The organism is Mesorhizobium escarrei (genome assembly GCF_935825525.1).
GTDB lineage: Bacteria > Pseudomonadota > Alphaproteobacteria > Rhizobiales > Rhizobiaceae > Mesorhizobium > Mesorhizobium escarrei.
Map to the genome: position 1 here is coordinate 141980 of NZ_CAKXZT010000131.1, position 15573 is coordinate 157552.

The window sequence follows — 15573 nt, forward strand, 5'->3', positions numbered from 1 at the left end:
AACATTCTCGTGGAAACCACGGGGAGGAAGCGCGACCGTAGCTTCGCCTATCGCGCCTATCTGGAGTGCCTGCGAACCGGAACGGAATTGGACAGCGGCGGCTGATCGCTAACAGCCGCGAAATCATACCACGCAAAGCCCACATCCTAGGACCTGCATGAAGCCCATCTTGTGCAGCGTCCCTTGCTTAGGCGCGGAACCATACGGAGCGATACGGGAAGATTTCTGATTTTGGCCCGCGAAAAAGCCAATGAAATCAAAGTTCTTGATACATCCTCCGGGCCCACCATTCAGTCCGCCAGTTTTGGCGCCTTTTCGATCGTTTCAGAATAGCGTCGATATTTCCGTAGGTTAGCGGCAGCGTCGCGACAACGCTTGGCCGAGACAGCCGCTGAGCGGCCCAAAACGCCCTCGTTTTGGGTCTTCGTCTCTGTGGGCCCATTTCCGTAGCCAACTGTTTGGAAAAGCGGTGCTCGGCTGATGGTCGGAATCAGAGCCCGAGGAGGGCAGCCTGATCTGCCCAGGCGAGCGGAAGGCCAGACAGGCGCGACAGCTTGTGCGCTGTGAGTTCGATCGGCTGATTGCCGGCGATGATCCTGGACACGATCCTCGGCGAGAGAAAGGCCAGCGGGAGCAGCCTGCTAACTTCAGATACCGTGGTCGCGTTCAAGCTGGCGACCTCGGTCAGGCTTCGGCCAGACCCATCGGTGAGTTGATGGAGATAAAGCTGAGAGCGATGGACCACGTCGATCAAAGCAGCGTCTGGCTCAGGGCTGTTGGGCGAGGTGTCGCTAAGAACGATGCGCATCTCGACGCCGCGCCGCTTGATGTCGAATGGACGCGTGATCGACACCGTTTCAGCTTCACCGTCGGATGGGAGAACCCTGTCGAGCAGATGCTCGGACAGTGACCGGCAATCAATGTCGATGGTCAGCGCCTTCTGACCAAGGACGATGCGGCGGACAAGTTTCTGCAGCAGCGATCGCTTAACGTCAGCAGTCTCTGCAGTCCAGGCGCCGCGGACCTCAGTTGCGCGACCCACCGCATACTGGATTTCGCTGGGATCTCCCCATCGCTGAATCAAATCAGAGATTTGGCTGTAATCGCTGAGAATGCGATTCAGTTGATGTTCGACCACTGATTCAACTGCGCGGGCGGGAAGGCGCCAACCGTCGGAGTTGCTTCGTCGCTGATCAACGAACAGTTTTGAGACGTAGTAGCGGTAGCGAATGCCGCGCTTGTTGGAATGAACCGATCGTAGCTTGTTACCGTGTTCGTCAAAGAGCAGTCCGGTGAGAAGATGCTGCTGAGCGACGTTTGATGTGCCCCTGCGGCGTGGCGCCTGGGATGCCAAAAGCGCTTGCGCCGCATCGAACGCCAGACCTTCAATGATCGGCTCGTGCTCGCCGTTGTGGAGCTGATCCTTGTGCTTGATCTTGCCGACGTAGATCGGGTTCGAGAGCAGGTGATAGAGGTTGCCGCGGCCGAATGGCATCGTGACCGCAAATTTTCCATCCTGGCGTTCGCGGGTTCGAGTCGTGAGGCCGTCGCGCGCAGCTTCGTCAGCAAGATCCCGCACCGACTTCAGTACAAGATAGCGGTCGAAGAGATGTCGGACGATCTTCGCCTCGGCGTCGTCTATGACTAGCTTGCGGTGCTCCGCGCGGTACCCGAGCGGCACCACTCCGCCCATCCACATGCCCTTCTTCTTGGATGCCGCGATCTTGTCGCGGATCCGCTCAGCTGTGACCTCGCGCTCGAACTGGGCAAAGGACAGGAGCACATTGAGTGTCAGTCTGCCCATCGATGTGGTGGTGTTGAACTGCTGCGTGACGGAGACGAATGACACAGAACTGGCATCGAAGATCTCCACGATCTTCGAGAAGTCCATCAGGGAGCGGGTGAGGCGGTCGATTTTGTAGACGACCACGACATCCACCTTTTTGTCGCGTATGTCCTGAAGAAGCCGCTTCAGGGCAGGGCGCTCCATCGTCCCACCCGAGATACCGCCGTCCTCGTAGCGATCTGGGGTGAGCTTCCAACCCAATCCAATTTGCGAAGCGATGAACGCCACGCATGCCTCGCGTTGGGCATCGAGCGAGTTGAATTCCTGGTCGAGGCCTTCCTCGCTCGACTTACGGGTATAGACGGCGCAGCGCAGTCGAGGCGTCGATTTGCTGTTCATAGGCCGAAGAACCTAGGGCCGGACCAATGCGCGCCGGTGATCTTACGAGCGATCGATGACAGCGAGGGATAGACCTTGGCCTCGAAGACGAAGCCATTCTCGACCACGTCGACGATGTGGGTCTTGCCGTTCCAGTCGCGAACCAACCTCGCCCCCGGCAAAACTTGTCTGCGCTTTGAAGCGCTCGCGACCTTGATGTCGCCGATGGCAGCGTTAGGTTGCCTGTCGCGGTCGGCGAACTTCTTCTCGACCCTGTCTATGGCGGACCTGAGCATGCGACGCGTCTCGGTGGAAAATCCACCGAGACGCTTTGCCTGAAGTTGCCAGGCCGCTGCCCTGATCAGAAGTTCACGCCTGACACCCTTTGGTGGCGCGCACCTGTAGATCTTTTCCCATTGCGCTGTGAGTTCCTCACGGGAGAGGTCGCCAAAGGCGGCAACCTCTGTTTCGATGTCGAGCTTCGCACGCATGAGGATCAAGCGTCCTTCGCATCATCATCGATTCGATAGCGACGAACCCCGTCCTTCCCGACATCACTCACCAGGTTCAGGCCAAACTTCTTCTTGACTATGGCCGACATAAATCCGCGCACCGAGTGCGCCTGCCAGCCGGTGACCTCCATCATGACCTCGATCGTGGCGCCTTTCGCGAGGCGAAGTTTCTTCAGCACCAGATCCGACTTGCTCTGCTTGGTCTCATTACGAGGCGCAGGCTTCGGTGACTTTGCTGGCGTCGGTTCGGCGGTACCCTCGGCGTCACCAACTTTCTTTTTGGACGTTTTCGTCTTCCTTGCCCGGTTCATCGTGGTCGGCGGGGCGTCCCAGATGTGCTCATGCGGGGTCGATGACATTTGAAGGCATTGTCAGATTAACGCGAACCGATTTCAGTCTCCTGGAGAGGACGGATTTTTCAGGCCGCGCCGAGTTGGCGCCACTCGGCGAGAGCGGTGGCGCGGTTATGCTTGAAATTGCAGCGGGTGTAGAGATGGCGTTCCTTGTTGAAGTGGTTATGGACGGACGAGTGGATGGCTACGAATTTCTGCAGGCTTTTCATCTGCCGGAAACGAAGCATGGCTCTTTCTCGTCGCCGGAACGGCTGGTGTGAGTTCTCTGCCCGATTGTTCAGCCAGCGGCTGTTCTCATGGGATTCCGCGTTTCCGAGCTCGTTCATCGCAGCGCCATACGACCGAAGTTTGTCCGTAACAATCACCTTCGGTCGGCCAAACCTTTTCATCGTTTTCCGCAGGAATTTCAGCGCAGCCTTGCGGTCCCGCCTTTTTGAGACAAAGGCTTCGAGGACCTCGCCTTCATGGTCAACAGCGCGCCAGAGGTAAAAGGTCTCACCGTTGATCTTCACGAAAACCTCGTCCAGATGCCACTGCCATTGCGGCAAGAAACGCATCCGCTTCGCCCGCCTGCGTCGGAGCTCGGCCGCGAACATCGGGCCAAACCGGTTCCACCAGAACCGGATCGTCTCGTGGCTGACGTCGATGCCGCGCTCGTGCAGCAGGTCCTCGACGTTTCGCAACGAAAGTGGAAACCGGACATATAGCATGACCGCCAGGCGGATGATCTCGGGAGACGTCTTGAAATAGCGGAACGGGCGGAGTTTGGTCATCCTCCTAAGATGAGCCGACGCACTCCCTTCCTCAAGCGAGTTTCTTCTGACAGAGCCCCTGCTACTGGTGAGCGACATGGTGTGTCGAGCTTCCTACTCGTAGACCTCGGCATCGCTCGCGGAGCGCAAGCGTGCGATGAATTTCTGGATGCGCGGTTCTATGCCCGGATCTTCCGGGCCGGACTGGTACTCATAGCTCTCAACGTTGCCGAGATCGGACGGAATCGTCACCGCGCCCTTGCGCAACAGCAACAACTTCGAGCGGCCGCGATGGCCCCAGAACCACCCGACTTCGACCCAGACGTTCTCGCGCGCACGAGGCGCGGTGGCTGCGGGCCCGGTGGCCAGCCCGCCCATGTCGTCTGGCGTCAGGAGTGCAATGGCGCCATCCACCGATGAGGCGAAGCGTTCGAACTTGAGAGGAATCGGCTCCGTCGGCGCGAACTCGTCCTTCAGCACGATGACACGGCCGACATGCTGGAGCAGGTACTCCTTGAAGACGTCACGATCCGGACTGCGGCCGTGAATGATCATGAGCTTGGGTGCGCCCTCGATCCATGCGATCTCCAGCGCCTTTTTCAGGACGATGTCGCTGAACGGCTCCTGGAGCTGGGGGAGTTTTGCCGTTTGCCAGGGTTCGTATCCCCAGGTGGTCGGCGAGAGCACGAAGCGCTTGTTCAGCTCGGCCGCGGCGCCTCCAAAGGATCCGATGCAGGCGAGGGGTTTGCGGCTGACGGCGGCAGTCAGCCCGGCTTGCTCCGTTTTCTCGGCCCCGCCAATCAGGATGAGGGCGTCCGCCAGCTGCGTTTGGACCAGCTTCGCCACGGCCCAGGACGCCGAATCGACCTGATGCTCGACGAATACGCCCGGATTCGCTTGCCGTAGCGCAAGGAAGGGACGCTCCCAGTCGGATGACGACTCGGGACGAATCAACATGATCCGGGGGGATTCGACGGGCGTCCCCGCCAGCTTCAGTGCCTCGATCGCACCCAGAGCGGCATTGCTGTCGGCGGTGTGCTCGGAGTCACTTCCCACGATGAGGCTGTGTCCCCGTTTGATCAGCTCCGAGCCGACCCGCCGACACGCGGTACGAAATGCCTCGGGCGTTTCGCGAAGGCCTTTGTCCTCGTGTCTCCAGCTGCCAAGAACCGCGACGCGCATGGGTTCTTCTCCCCGGATGTCCTAAGGGTTCTTAGATGAGTACACTGACTGCAGCACAATACTAATAATCCGCGTGCCGCAGAGGGAAAACGTGAGCGTAAACAGTCCTCCAAATTCTGGCAATGCACCCAGGTGTTGAGCGCTCTAGGTCATGAACCCGTAAATAGGATTCCCAAATCACTGGATCGGTGATTCAACCTTCTCGAACAGGAGGTTGCCATGGCTCGCTTCGATCTGACGGACTTCGAGTGGTCGGTCATCCAACCGTTGCTTCCAAACAAGCCGCGCGGGGTTCCTCGCGTCGACGATCGGCGGGTGCTGAACGGGATATTCTGGCGGCTCCGCACGGGTGCGCCGTGGGCTGATATTCCCGAGGGCATTGTCAGATTAACGCGAACCGATTTCAGTCTCCTGGAGAGGACGGATTTTCAGGCCGCGCCGAGTTGGCGCCACTCGGCGAGAGCGGTGGCGCGGTTATGTTTGAAATTGCAGCGGGTGTAGAGATGGCGTTCCTTGTTGAAGTATGGACGGACGAGTGGATGGCTGCGAATTTCTGCAGACTTTTCATCTGCCGGAAACGAAGCATGGCTCTTTCTCGTCGCCGGAACGGCTGGTGTGAGTTCTCAGCCCGATTGTTCAGCCAGCGGCTGTTCTCATGGGATTCCACGTTTCCGAGCTGTTTCAGCGCGGCGCCATAGGACCGAAGTTTGTCCGTAACAATCACCCTCGGCCGGCCAAACCTTTTCATCGTCTTCCGCAGGAATTTCAGCGCAGCCTTGCGGTCCCGCCTTTTTGAGACAAAGGCTTCGAGGACCTCGCCTTCATGGTCAACAGCGCGCCAGAGGTAATGGGTCTCACCGTTGATCTTCACGAAAATTTCGTCCAGATGCCACTGCCATTGCGAAAACAGTCGCATCCGCGTCGCCCGCTTGCGTCGGAGCTCGGCCGCGAACATCGGGCCAAACCGGTTCCACCAGAACCGGATCGTCTCGTGGCTGACGTCGACGCCGCGCTCGTGAAGCAGGTCCTCGACGTTTCGCAACGAAAGTGGAAACCGGACGTATAGCATAACTGCCAGGCGGATGATCTCGGGAGACGTCTTGAAATAGCGGAACGGGCGGGGTTTGGTCATCCTCCTACGATGCGCTGAGGCCCTTCCCGCCTCAAGCGAGTTTCTTCTGACAGAGCCGATAATACTGTTTCCGACCCATGACAGACCATCAAGAACTGAACCGGATTTAACAGACCGCCTCTCCGGGAAGGCGACTTACGACACCTGATTGTCGTATCCTTGGCTGGGACGGGGCTCACACTCAAGAACACCGGCTCCTAACTCCAAGAAAGTCGGAGGCTCGCATGGCCAATGAAGAAGTACTTAACCTGCTTCAGAGTGGGGTGGACCTGAGCGGAGTGGACCTGCGCGGGGCGGACTTGACCGAGGCGAATCTGATCGGGGTAGACCTCCACGAGGCTAACCTGACCAAGGCGGACCTGCGCGGGGCGGACCTGCGCAACGCTAACCTGACCGAGGCGAAGCTGTCCCTGGCGTTGCTGTTCGAGGCGAACCTGACCGAGGCGAACCTGACCACGGCGGACCTGCTCGGGGCGAACCTGACCAAGGCGGACCTGACCGAGGCGAATCTGAGCCAGGCGAACCTGACCAATGCGAACCTGATCAGGGCGGACCTAACCAAGGCGAACCTGAGCGAGGCGAAACTTAGACAGGCGCTGCTAATCGAGGCGGATCTGGGCCAGGCGAACCTGACCAAGGCGGACCTGTTCGAGGCGAACCTGACCACGGCGGACCTGAGCCACGCGGACCTGACTAAGGCGAACCTGACCCTGGCGTTGCTGATCCAGTCGGATCTGACCCTGGCGTTGCTGATCCAGGCGGACCTGCGCGAGGCGAACCTAAGCAACGCGGATTTGCGCGAGGCAAACCTGAGCCTCGCGGACCTGAGCAAGGCGTTGCTGATCGAGGCGGACCTGCGCCAGGCGAACCTGAGCAAGGCGTTCCTCTACAAGGCGGACCTGCGCCGGGCGAACCTGAGCCACACGGACCTGCGCCAGGCGAACCTGACCGAGGCGAACCTGTACGAGGCGGACCTGACCGAGGCGAATCTGATCAGGGCGGACCTGACCGAGGCGAACCTGAGCTACGCGGATTTGCGCGGGGCGAACCTGCACGAGGCGCTTCTCATCCTTACCTACTTAGTCGGAACGAACCTTACAAACGCAACTCTCACCGACTGCCATATCTATGGCGTATCCGCGTGGGATCTAAAGCTGGAGGGAGCCACACAGCAGAATTTGGTTATCGCTTCTGGCTTTCCTGATGACCCCGGCATCACGGTCGATGATATTGAGGTCGGGCAGTTCATCTATCTCCTGCTCAATAACCGAAAACTCCGCAACGTCATCGACACCATCACCTCGAAAGCGGTGCTGATTCTTGGCCGCTTCACGCCCCAGCGAAAAGCCGTCCTCGATGCGATCCGCGACGAGTTGCGTGAGCACAATTACCTGCCAATCCTGTTCGACTTCGATGTCCCCGAGGGCCGGGACATAACCGAAACTGTTTCCCTACTGGCTCGCATGGCTCGCTTTATTATCGCGGACCTGACTGATCCGAGCAGCATCCCCAAGGAGTTGGAAGCAATCGTCCCTCACCTCGCGGTGCCCGTTCAACCCCTCATCGAGGGAGCAGATCGTCCGTACGCCATGTTCAAGGACTATTGGAAATACGAGTGGGTCCTCCCAGTATACCGGTATGAGGCACTTGAGCCGCTACGTATAGCCCTTGAGGAGAGGGTCATCGCCCCTGCAGAGACGAAAGTGAAAGCTTTGGAAGAACGGCGGCGTATGATTGAGGCGGAACTGACCAAGCCGTCCTAAGAAAGCCGGCCAATGACGGCCTACCGGTGCCGTCGCGTTTCACGCCCGATCGAAAATCGATCCTTGATAGGCTGCGGGAAGAGCTAGGACGGCGCAATTATTTGCCGATCTTGTTCGACTTCGAGAAGCCGGAAGGCCGCGACATCACCGAGACGGTTTCGCTCCTAGCGCGGATGGCGCGTTTCGTCGTCGCCGATCTGACCGATGCGAAGAGTCTTCCTCAGGAACTGGGGGTAATAATTCCTGACCTGCCATCTGTTCCTGTTCAGCCCCTGCTCCAGGAGGATCACAACGAGTACTCGATGTTCGAGCACTGGAAGCGCTTTCCTTGGGTACTGCCCATAGTCCAGTACAAGAAGGCGGATGACTTGCTCGCGACCATCGTGGAGCGGGTCATCGCTCCGGCGGAACGAAAGGCACTCGAGTCCCGTCGAGACGCTGGATCGCCCGGTGGATGAACATCGGTCAAGTTCCTTCCGGTGCCTCAAGACAGTGCCGCGAGTTGCCGTGCGGCCCGGATGAGATCGCGGACATCCTTCCGCGCTTTCTTGGCTTCACGGGTATGCCGCCCGTGACTTACCGGCCCTCCTCAGGACGCAAGGCGCACCCGCCTTGGCCATCGGCAAATCTCGACGCGAGGAACGCGACGAACTTTTCAAAAAAATGTAATATGCCTCTCGTTTGGGAACATTGTAACCGACGGAATGGAACACCAGAAGTGCGAGTCTCTGGTTGAATGATATCGCGGTACGGAGCAGAATGATACAGCTGCCGCGAGCAATATGGGGGCCACTATGCAGCCCAGTGCAGACAGCCCCCAGCAAGAGACGGAATTCAAGTATTGGGCCTTCATCAGCTATAGCCACGCGGATGAAGCATGGGGCACTTGGCTGCACAAGGCCCTCGAGCGCTACCGCGTGCCACGGACGCTGATTGGCCGCAGCACTCCCATCGGGAAGGTACCGAAGCGCATACTACCGGTCTTTCGCGATCGCGACGAGTTGCCGGGGGCGGCGAATCTCTCGGAGAAGATCGCACAAGCGCTCACCCGCTCCCGCTGGCTGATTGTCATCTGCTCACCGAGAGCCGCCGTCTCGCACTATGTCAATGAAGAGATCACCGCCTTCAAGCGCCTGGGTCGGACGGACCGCATCCTTTGTTTCGTCGTCGACGGTGAGCCAGGGGCGACCACACGGCCTCAGAGTGGAATGTTGGAAGCGTTCCCCGAGGCCGTCCGGTACGAGCTTGGACCGGATGGCAAGATCACCGATCGCCCCGCCGAACCGTTGGCGGCCGATGCGCGCAAAGACAAGGACGGCAAGGTAAATGCCAAGCTGAAGCTCCTGGCGGGCATTCTCGGCGTCGCCTATGACGAGCTGAAGCAGCGGGAGACGCGCCGTCGTCGCTGGCAGTTTGTCCAGCTCGCAGGTCTCGTTGTGCTGCTCAGCGCCATCATTGGCGGCGTGTGGTGGAACCGCCAGCAACTCGCTCAAGAGGAGAGCTTGAAAGGAGAGGCGCAGCGCTTGGCAAACGCCTCTTTCGCCATTCCGGAGCGGAACGCGGACGATCGACTCACGACTGCGCTCCGGGCGGTGAACCTGACCCGAGAACGGTACGGCTATGTGGTGCCCGAGGCGGAGATCGCGCTCTATCGCGCGCTGACCGACGTCAGCCCGCGTGGCAATTTCGTCGAAACCTACGAAAGCGAGCAGTTTGGCGGCTGGACCTGGCCCTTGGCACTTAACTCTGACGGCAGCCGTATGCTGGTTGCCTCGGCAATGGGCCCCACTGTCGTGCTGAACGGGAGCGCCGAGAAGATCGCTGTTCTGCAGGACGCCGAAGCTCCGTACGAGAGTGACGATGTGGCGACATTCAGCGCCGATGGAACCGAAGCGATTACGGGCGGCGCCGACGGGGCCGTTCGGTTCTGGACGCCCGATGGTGAGCTGAAAGGCCGCTTCCAGGCGCACCGTGCGACCATCCTGACGGTGGACCGAAGCGCCGACGGCTCGCTGCTTCTCACCGTGGGCTGCGACCAAGGCGAACACCAATCGTGCGAGAAGCGCTCGGCGCGGCTCTGGCGCAAACAGCAGGGCTGGGAAATGGTCGCGTCCTTCGCGCGCGGAAGATCCCGGGTGCTCGCTGGGGCGTTGTCACCGGACGGAACATGGATTGCCACTGCCGATGAAGCGGGCGCCCTGCGGTTCTGGCAACCGTCAGGGAAGTTGCTGGCCGAGCGGCTCGATGCCGGCTCTTACTGGCTCGCGCGCAGCAACTTCAGCGCCAAAGGGGATTTCCTCGTCACGGGGGGGTGCCATCCGTATCTCGAAGCGGGAATGTTCAGCCCGTTGTCCGAGGGCTTTGGGTTATGTCCTCGGCATCCGGATGGGGAGATCGACCCGAAGGTACGGCTGTACGACCGCCGAGGAAAGCTGATGCAGACTTTTCCGGGATGGCTCGCCGCCGTTGCCCCCGACGACCGCGTCCTGACAGCGAAGGACATGTGCGACGAGCAGGGGGCGTGCACTGGCGGCCGCGTGTATGTATGGCAGAAAGACGGAACGCCCCTGTCGGAAATGGCGGTGGAATCCTCGATTATTGACGTTGGGTTAAGTCCCGATGGCCAGTTCATCAAGGTTGACGAGGAGGGGCAAGACGGCGGGAGGATCACCATTCTCGGCAAGGACGGCAGAGTCCTGAACCGTCTAGGCGGCTCCCTCATGGAGCTGACGTCGTCCCGCTTCAACGGCGACGGAAGCCGCGTGGCTGCGGTCAGCTGCCCGAATCCGGCTCAGGGTGCCTGCCTCGCCAGGAGCGTACACGTATGGGACCCGAATGGTCCGCTGCTCGAGACGGAGCAGCTCAAGAGGACCATGGATCCGGAGTTTCGACTCTCGCAGACAGACGAGTTGTCTCCTGCCCTCCGCTTCAGCCCATCCGGAGCACTTCTGTTCGCGGCTAGCAATGACGGAGCTCAACCTGTAATCTGGAACATCGAGACAGGCGAGATGGTGGCACTCTCGAGTCACGCCGACATCGTGGATCATGCTGAGTTCAATCAAACGGAGACGCATGTCCTGACGAGCGGACGGAAGAACGAAACAAATGATCAGCGCTTGTCGCTTTGGGATGTCCGTGGCCAGCAATTGCGGATCTTGCATGAGGCCTACCGGGAAGACATCTATGCCCCGCCGTTCGGCGTGTCCAAGACGCTGATCGCCGCCGGCGACGAGCGGGGTATGGTTCGCGTATGGGACTGGACTGGCAAGCTGATGGCCGAGACGCAGGAGCACCGCACAGCCATTTGCTCTATGGATGTCAGCGCGACTGATGATGCCATCGCGTCGGTCGATCTTGACGGCCTGGTCCACATTTGGAATTCCGAGCTGAGCGCAACCGCGGAGATTGATGCCGGGGCCTTGAACGGCGGGAGCTACAATCGGGAAGAGACGACTTACAAGGTGCGTTTCGCCGATAACGGCAGGAAGATCCTGGTCGTCGGCCCCGGAAACATGAGCCTGTGGGATCGGCAGGGCCTGAAGTTGTGGGACACCGATATCGATAGTCTTGACTTCGCGGAGCCACAGGTCGGCGAAGATCGATTCCTCGTCCTGCAATGCACGAGACGGGGCGGCGGCGTGACCGTTGGAAGCATGCGGCGATGCCACGATTCGGTGGCAAAGCTGTGGAGCCTCCAGGGCAACGAACTTGCCTCGTTGGACGCAGGAACGGAAGGCGAGACTATGGTGACGGCCGCAACATTCAACGCAAAGGGCAATCGTATCGTCACGATCGATGATGACCGGGCAGTGCGGCTGTGGGGTGGCAACGGAAAACTGATCTTGCGGCTCCTCGCTCCGGCCCGCGCAGCAGACTTCGACCCCAACGGTGGACGCCTTGCCACAGTGGATGAAAACGGTTCCGTCCAGCTTTGGGAGGTTTGGGACGATCTCGACAAGATGGTTGTTGCGGCCGAGCAGCGGTTGGAGTTGTACCCGCGAGAGGACACACAGCCAGCCGTCGAGTGAGCACCCAGGGGGAATCCAGGGAATGGGGAATTTGGGTCAGAGTCACTGCTGTCCCACAGGAGATTTGTGAGTCTGATCAAAGGGCTAAAGCCCATTGACCGGGTGGAGATTGGTGGGCGCTTCCATATGGTCGAAAATACCCAACGAAGCGTTCATGATCGGAATAGGATCGCAGACGGAAGGGTTGATCGTTGTCATTCTGGCAAGCCGCCCGCATCCCGAACAGGGCTTCAGAACATGCCTGGGCGTTCTGCGGCTTTATCGCGATCTCGGCCGTGACCGCGCCGAGGCAATCTCGGCCCGCGCCGTCGAAATCGGCGGGCTCACCTGCAAGAGCATCGCAGCCCTCATCGCCAACCAGAAAGCTGCCCGACCCGCCACCGGACCCGGCGCCATCATGGATCACGCCAATCTGCGCGGTCCCGGATACTTCCATTAGAAGGACAAGATCATGCTGACCCATCCAACTCTCGACCTAATTGGCGCGCCCGACAGGATGAAACTGGGCACTCTTATGTGATTGTTATCTCAACTGTTTTGTGAAGGCAGATTTGCAAAGAAAGCTCTTGTCGATCACATCAGTGGTCTGCGGGCTCTTGCCGCACTCGATGGTCTCCGCAAGACCTAGGCCGACACGGCGCGGCTTGCCGGACATGATCGGCCCGCCGACATCAACGTCGCCGTCAACGTCAATTCGGGCCCGAACATCACCATCATCATCGACAAGTTGCTCGCCGTGGTCGACGACGCGGCGACGAAGGAGAAGCTGGCGGCTGCGCTGCTCGACCTTGATGGCATGTCGGTATCTGCGAGGACCACGCCTCCAATCCACACCGAGCCCCTACGGCTCCCGACAACGTAACCACCGATGGCGGAGAGGCGTTTGTTCTTATACCAGCGCTGGTGAAGATTTCATGCGGAAATTTTCCGTTCCTTTCCTAGTTCCGCAAATTTCGGCGCTTTCATCGAGGCTATGATGCGCGTTCTTCGTCGAGTTTACTCAACAAAAAGAGCGAGCTTCACCGACACGCTGGACCTGGCGCTTGTCGCATCAGGCTGCGATCGGGCGACCGTGCGACAACGGCCGCGCCTGCTTTCCGACAATGGGCCGTGTTACATCGCCGGCGAGCTGGCCGACTGGCTGCAGGATCGCGACATCGATCACACCCGCGGCGCGCCTTGCCACCCTCAGACCCAGGGCAAGATCGAGCGCTGGCACCAGACGCTCAAGAACCGCATCCTGTTGGAGAACTACTTCCTGCCGGGCGATCTCGAAGCCCAGATCGCAACCTTCGTCGACGGTTATAATCATCGGCGATACCACGAGAGCCTCGACAATCTCACACCCGCCGACGTCTACTTCGGCCGAGGCCAGACCATCCTGTTGCAACGAGAAAGGATCAAGCGAAGGACCATCGAAATGCGGCGCTTGCAGCATCGCAAAGCCGCCGCCTAAAATGCCAACCCAGATGAGCCAGAGCCTCCACTAAGTCAGGCCGCCAAACGTCTCAAAAACCTTGACGACGGACAATCTGACAATGCCTCGATTCCTCCTCCGCAAAAGGATGTTCAATTTCCGGCATTGTCAGATTAACGCGAACCGATTTCAGTCTCCTGGAGAGGACGGATTTTCAGGCCGCGCCGAGTTGGCGCCATTCGGCGAGAGCGGTGGCGCGGTTGAGCTTGAAATTGCAGCGGGTGTAGAGAGATGGCGTTCCTTGTTGAAGTGGTTATGGACGGACGAGTGGACGGCTACGAATTTCTGCAGACTTTTCATCTGCCGGAAACGAAGCATGGCTCTTTCTCGTCGCCGGAACGGCTGGTGTGAGTTCTCAGCCCGATTGTTCAGCCAGCGGCTGTTCTCATGGGATTTCGCGTTTCCGAGCTCCTTCATCGCGGCGCCATACGACCGGTGTTTGTCCGTAACAATCACCTTCGGTCGGCCAAACCTTTTCATCGTCTTCCGCAGGAATTTCAGCGCAGCCTTACGGTCCCGCCTTTTTGAGACAAAGGTTTCGAGGACCTCGCCTTCATGGTCAACAGCGCGCCAGAGGTAAAAGGTCTCACCGTTGATCCTCACGAAAACCTCGTCCAGATGCCACTGCCATTGCGGCAAGAGACGCATCCGCTTCGCCCGCTTGCGTCGGAGATCGGCCGCGAACATCGGGCCAAACCGGTTCCACCAGAACCGGATCGTCTCGTGGCTGACGTCGATGCCGCGCTCGTGCAGCAGGTCCTCGACGTTTCGCAACGAAAGTGGAAACCGGACATATAGCATGACCGCCAGGCGGATGATCTCGGGAGACGTCTTGAAATAGCGGAACGGGCGGAGTTTGGTCATCCTCCTATATGAGCCGACGCACTCCCTTCCTCAAGCGAGTTTCTTCTGACAGAGCCCAGCGGAGGGCAACGAAACCGCCATCCTCACCGGGCATCAAAGCATCGTCAATCACATTGCCTGGAGCCCGGACGGCACACGGCTGGCAACCGCCTCAGGCGACCACACCGGCCGCATTTGGGACGCCGCGACGGGCAGGGAGCTTACCGTCCTCTCCGGGCATCAAAGCATCGTCAACAACATTACCTGGAGCCCGGACGGCACGCGGCTGGCCGCTGCCTCCGATGACTTCACCGGCCGCATCTGGGACGCGGCGACGGGTAAGGAAACCGCCGTCCTCAGGGGGCACAAATTCGCGGTCAATCGCATCGCCTGGAGCCCGGACGGTGCGCGTTTGGCCACCGTCGCTGTTGACAACCTCCGCATCTGGGACGCTGCGACGGGCAAGCAGATTGACGACATCACCACCGGGCATACAAACGCCGTCAGTCACTTCGCCTGGAGCCCGGATGGTACGCGGTTAGCCACCGCTTCCTTTGACAATACCGGTCGGATTTTTTGGGTCTATCGCAACGATTTGAAGCGTCTCGCAAATTGCGCACTGGGGCAAGTCCCGCGTCTCAGCGAGACCGAACTAAGAACAACCAGATGGTCGCTTGAAGCTGCTCCGCAACCGGGGAGCATGGCCGAGGAAATCGACACGCCCTACCTTGAGCGTTGGCGCAAGGCCGAAGCCGCCTGCCGGGAATTGTCGCGAGGCGAACCGTCCGGCGACCGAGCGAAAGCGTATAGATTACAAAATCAATAGGCAGATAAGCTGTCGAGCTTTCGTGCAGGAGCCCGTCAAAAGCGCAGTCTGCCAATGCAGGACCCGCCGATGTTCGAACATGAGTACGGAATGTCTCCAAAGGAGCACTGACCGGGGATGAACATCCAGATCGTCAAACCGCAACCGGGGCCGCAGGCAGCTTTCATCCAGTGCACCGCCGATGTCGTCTGCAGGTTCGGCGCAGATACTCCGCACCGAGTTGGCCACGCGCATCACGGGATACCCGTCCTCGCAGGGTTCGAGTCCATCTCAGCTGGTTGCCTGGCTTCGCGACCAGCACCTGAAAGAGGCGGAGCGCCTTCGTCAGTCGCGTGACCGGGAGCACAAGTTCGCGCTCAGGACGAGCCAGAGGCGCGGGGCCGCTTGGTTTGTAATCGCGTTGATGGCCCTTTTGGCGATGCTCGGCCTAGGTCTGCTGGGCGTCGACACCCGCGTTGGTTCGTGGTGACCATGGGCGGGGCGCTTTTCTCGGCGGGCGCCGTGGGCGCGCTCGTAAGAGGCTTGACCACCACCACGATCA

The 15573-nt window shown here is 59.7% G+C and carries 11 protein-coding genes and 4 pseudogenes; 7 read left to right on the plus strand and 8 right to left on the minus strand.

The window, feature by feature from the left end; genetic code table 11:
- Positions 1 to 490: 490 nt before the first annotated feature.
- The 5 genes from NMG80_RS18450 to NMG80_RS18470 form a co-directional block, all read right to left on the minus strand.
- Positions 491 to 2185, minus strand: coding sequence for a recombinase family protein (locus tag NMG80_RS18450; RefSeq protein WP_254019413.1), 1695 nt, complete (start codon positions 2183 to 2185; stop codon positions 491 to 493).
- On the minus strand, positions 2182 to 2655 hold the full coding sequence (locus NMG80_RS18455; RefSeq protein ID WP_254019414.1) for a DUF2924 domain-containing protein: 474 nt from the start codon (positions 2653 to 2655) through the stop codon (positions 2182 to 2184). The genes NMG80_RS18450 and NMG80_RS18455 overlap by 4 nt, the downstream gene beginning before the upstream one ends.
- Positions 2656 to 2660: 5 nt before the next feature.
- Complete coding sequence (locus tag NMG80_RS18460; RefSeq protein WP_254019415.1) at positions 2661 to 3035, minus strand: DUF3489 domain-containing protein; 375 nt, start codon at positions 3033 to 3035, stop codon at positions 2661 to 2663.
- A 59-nt stretch (positions 3036 to 3094) separates the two neighbouring features.
- On the minus strand, positions 3095 to 3802 hold the full coding sequence (locus NMG80_RS18465) for an IS6 family transposase (RefSeq protein ID WP_301943371.1): 708 nt from the start codon (positions 3800 to 3802) through the stop codon (positions 3095 to 3097).
- Positions 3803 to 3895: 93 nt separating this feature from the next.
- Positions 3896 to 4963, minus strand: a complete 1068-nt coding sequence (locus NMG80_RS18470) for a TIR domain-containing protein (protein ID WP_254019416.1) — start codon at positions 4961 to 4963, stop codon at positions 3896 to 3898.
- 219 nt (positions 4964 to 5182) lie between these two features.
- Between NMG80_RS18470 and NMG80_RS18475 the strand changes: the two are divergent.
- A pseudogene (locus NMG80_RS18475) lies at positions 5183 to 5338 on the plus strand (transposase); the annotation flags it as partial.
- Between the two features lie 53 nt (positions 5339 to 5391).
- Here the strand turns inward: NMG80_RS18475 and NMG80_RS18480 are convergent.
- A pseudogene (locus NMG80_RS18480) lies at positions 5392 to 6095 on the minus strand (IS6 family transposase).
- 224 nt (positions 6096 to 6319) lie between these two features.
- Here NMG80_RS18480 and NMG80_RS18485 point away from each other — a divergent pair.
- From NMG80_RS18485 to NMG80_RS18500, 4 genes are all read left to right on the plus strand, one after another.
- Entirely contained in the window at positions 6320 to 7858 is a 1539-nt protein-coding gene (locus NMG80_RS18485) for a pentapeptide repeat-containing protein (protein WP_254019417.1), read from the plus strand.
- A 26-nt stretch (positions 7859 to 7884) separates the two neighbouring features.
- Positions 7885 to 8316, plus strand: a complete 432-nt coding sequence (locus NMG80_RS18490) for a hypothetical protein (RefSeq protein ID WP_254019418.1) — start codon at positions 7885 to 7887, stop codon at positions 8314 to 8316.
- Between the two features lie 336 nt (positions 8317 to 8652).
- Positions 8653 to 11886, plus strand: coding sequence for a toll/interleukin-1 receptor domain-containing protein (locus NMG80_RS18495; protein WP_254019419.1), 3234 nt, complete (start codon positions 8653 to 8655; stop codon positions 11884 to 11886).
- A gap of 154 nt (positions 11887 to 12040) precedes the next feature.
- A complete protein-coding gene (locus NMG80_RS18500) occupies positions 12041 to 12325 on the plus strand; it encodes a hypothetical protein (RefSeq protein WP_254019420.1) in 285 nt (94 codons plus the stop codon).
- A 185-nt stretch (positions 12326 to 12510) separates the two neighbouring features.
- On the opposite strand, the gene NMG80_RS18505 is transcribed toward NMG80_RS18500, so the two are convergent.
- Positions 12511 to 12705 carry a hypothetical protein gene (locus NMG80_RS18505; RefSeq protein WP_254019421.1) on the minus strand — a complete coding sequence of 65 codons (195 nt, stop codon included), beginning with the start codon at positions 12703 to 12705 and terminating at the stop codon, positions 12511 to 12513.
- A 202-nt stretch (positions 12706 to 12907) separates the two neighbouring features.
- Here NMG80_RS18505 and NMG80_RS18510 point away from each other — a divergent pair.
- Positions 12908 to 13342: pseudogene (locus tag NMG80_RS18510) on the plus strand (integrase core domain-containing protein); the annotation flags it as partial.
- Positions 13343 to 13517: 175 nt separating this feature from the next.
- On the opposite strand, the pseudogene NMG80_RS18515 reads toward NMG80_RS18510, so the two are convergent.
- Positions 13518 to 14227, minus strand: a pseudogene (locus NMG80_RS18515) (IS6 family transposase).
- Positions 14228 to 14306: 79 nt separating this feature from the next.
- Between NMG80_RS18515 and NMG80_RS18520 the strand changes: the two are divergent.
- The gene (locus tag NMG80_RS18520; RefSeq protein ID WP_301943372.1) at positions 14307 to 15032 is read left to right on the plus strand and encodes a WD40 repeat domain-containing protein; all 726 of its coding nucleotides are present in this window, start codon (positions 14307 to 14309) and stop codon (positions 15030 to 15032) included.
- Positions 15033 to 15573: the final 541 nt, after the last annotated feature.

Bases quoted from the DNA above. Each gene is read 5' to 3' on its own strand.
- NMG80_RS18455 (WP_254019414.1), bottom strand. From the start codon at position 2,655: ATGCGTGCGAAGCTCGACATCGAAACAGAGGTTGCCGCCTTTGGCGAC.
- NMG80_RS18470 (WP_254019416.1), bottom strand. From the start codon at position 4,963: ATGCGCGTCGCGGTTCTTGGCAGCTGGAGACACGAGGACAAAGGCCTT.
- NMG80_RS18500 (WP_254019420.1), top strand. From the start codon at position 12,041: ATGATCGGAATAGGATCGCAGACGGAAGGGTTGATCGTTGTCATTCTG.
- NMG80_RS18495 (WP_254019419.1), top strand. From the start codon at position 8,653: ATGCAGCCCAGTGCAGACAGCCCCCAGCAAGAGACGGAATTCAAGTAT.
- NMG80_RS18465 (WP_301943371.1), bottom strand. From the start codon at position 3,802: ATGACCAAACTCCGCCCGTTCCGCTATTTCAAGACGTCTCCCGAGATC.
- NMG80_RS18450 (WP_254019413.1), bottom strand. From the start codon at position 2,185: ATGAACAGCAAATCGACGCCTCGACTGCGCTGCGCCGTCTATACCCGT.
- NMG80_RS18460 (WP_254019415.1), bottom strand. From the start codon at position 3,035: ATGTCATCGACCCCGCATGAGCACATCTGGGACGCCCCGCCGACCACG.
- NMG80_RS18485 (WP_254019417.1), top strand. From the start codon at position 6,320: ATGGCCAATGAAGAAGTACTTAACCTGCTTCAGAGTGGGGTGGACCTG.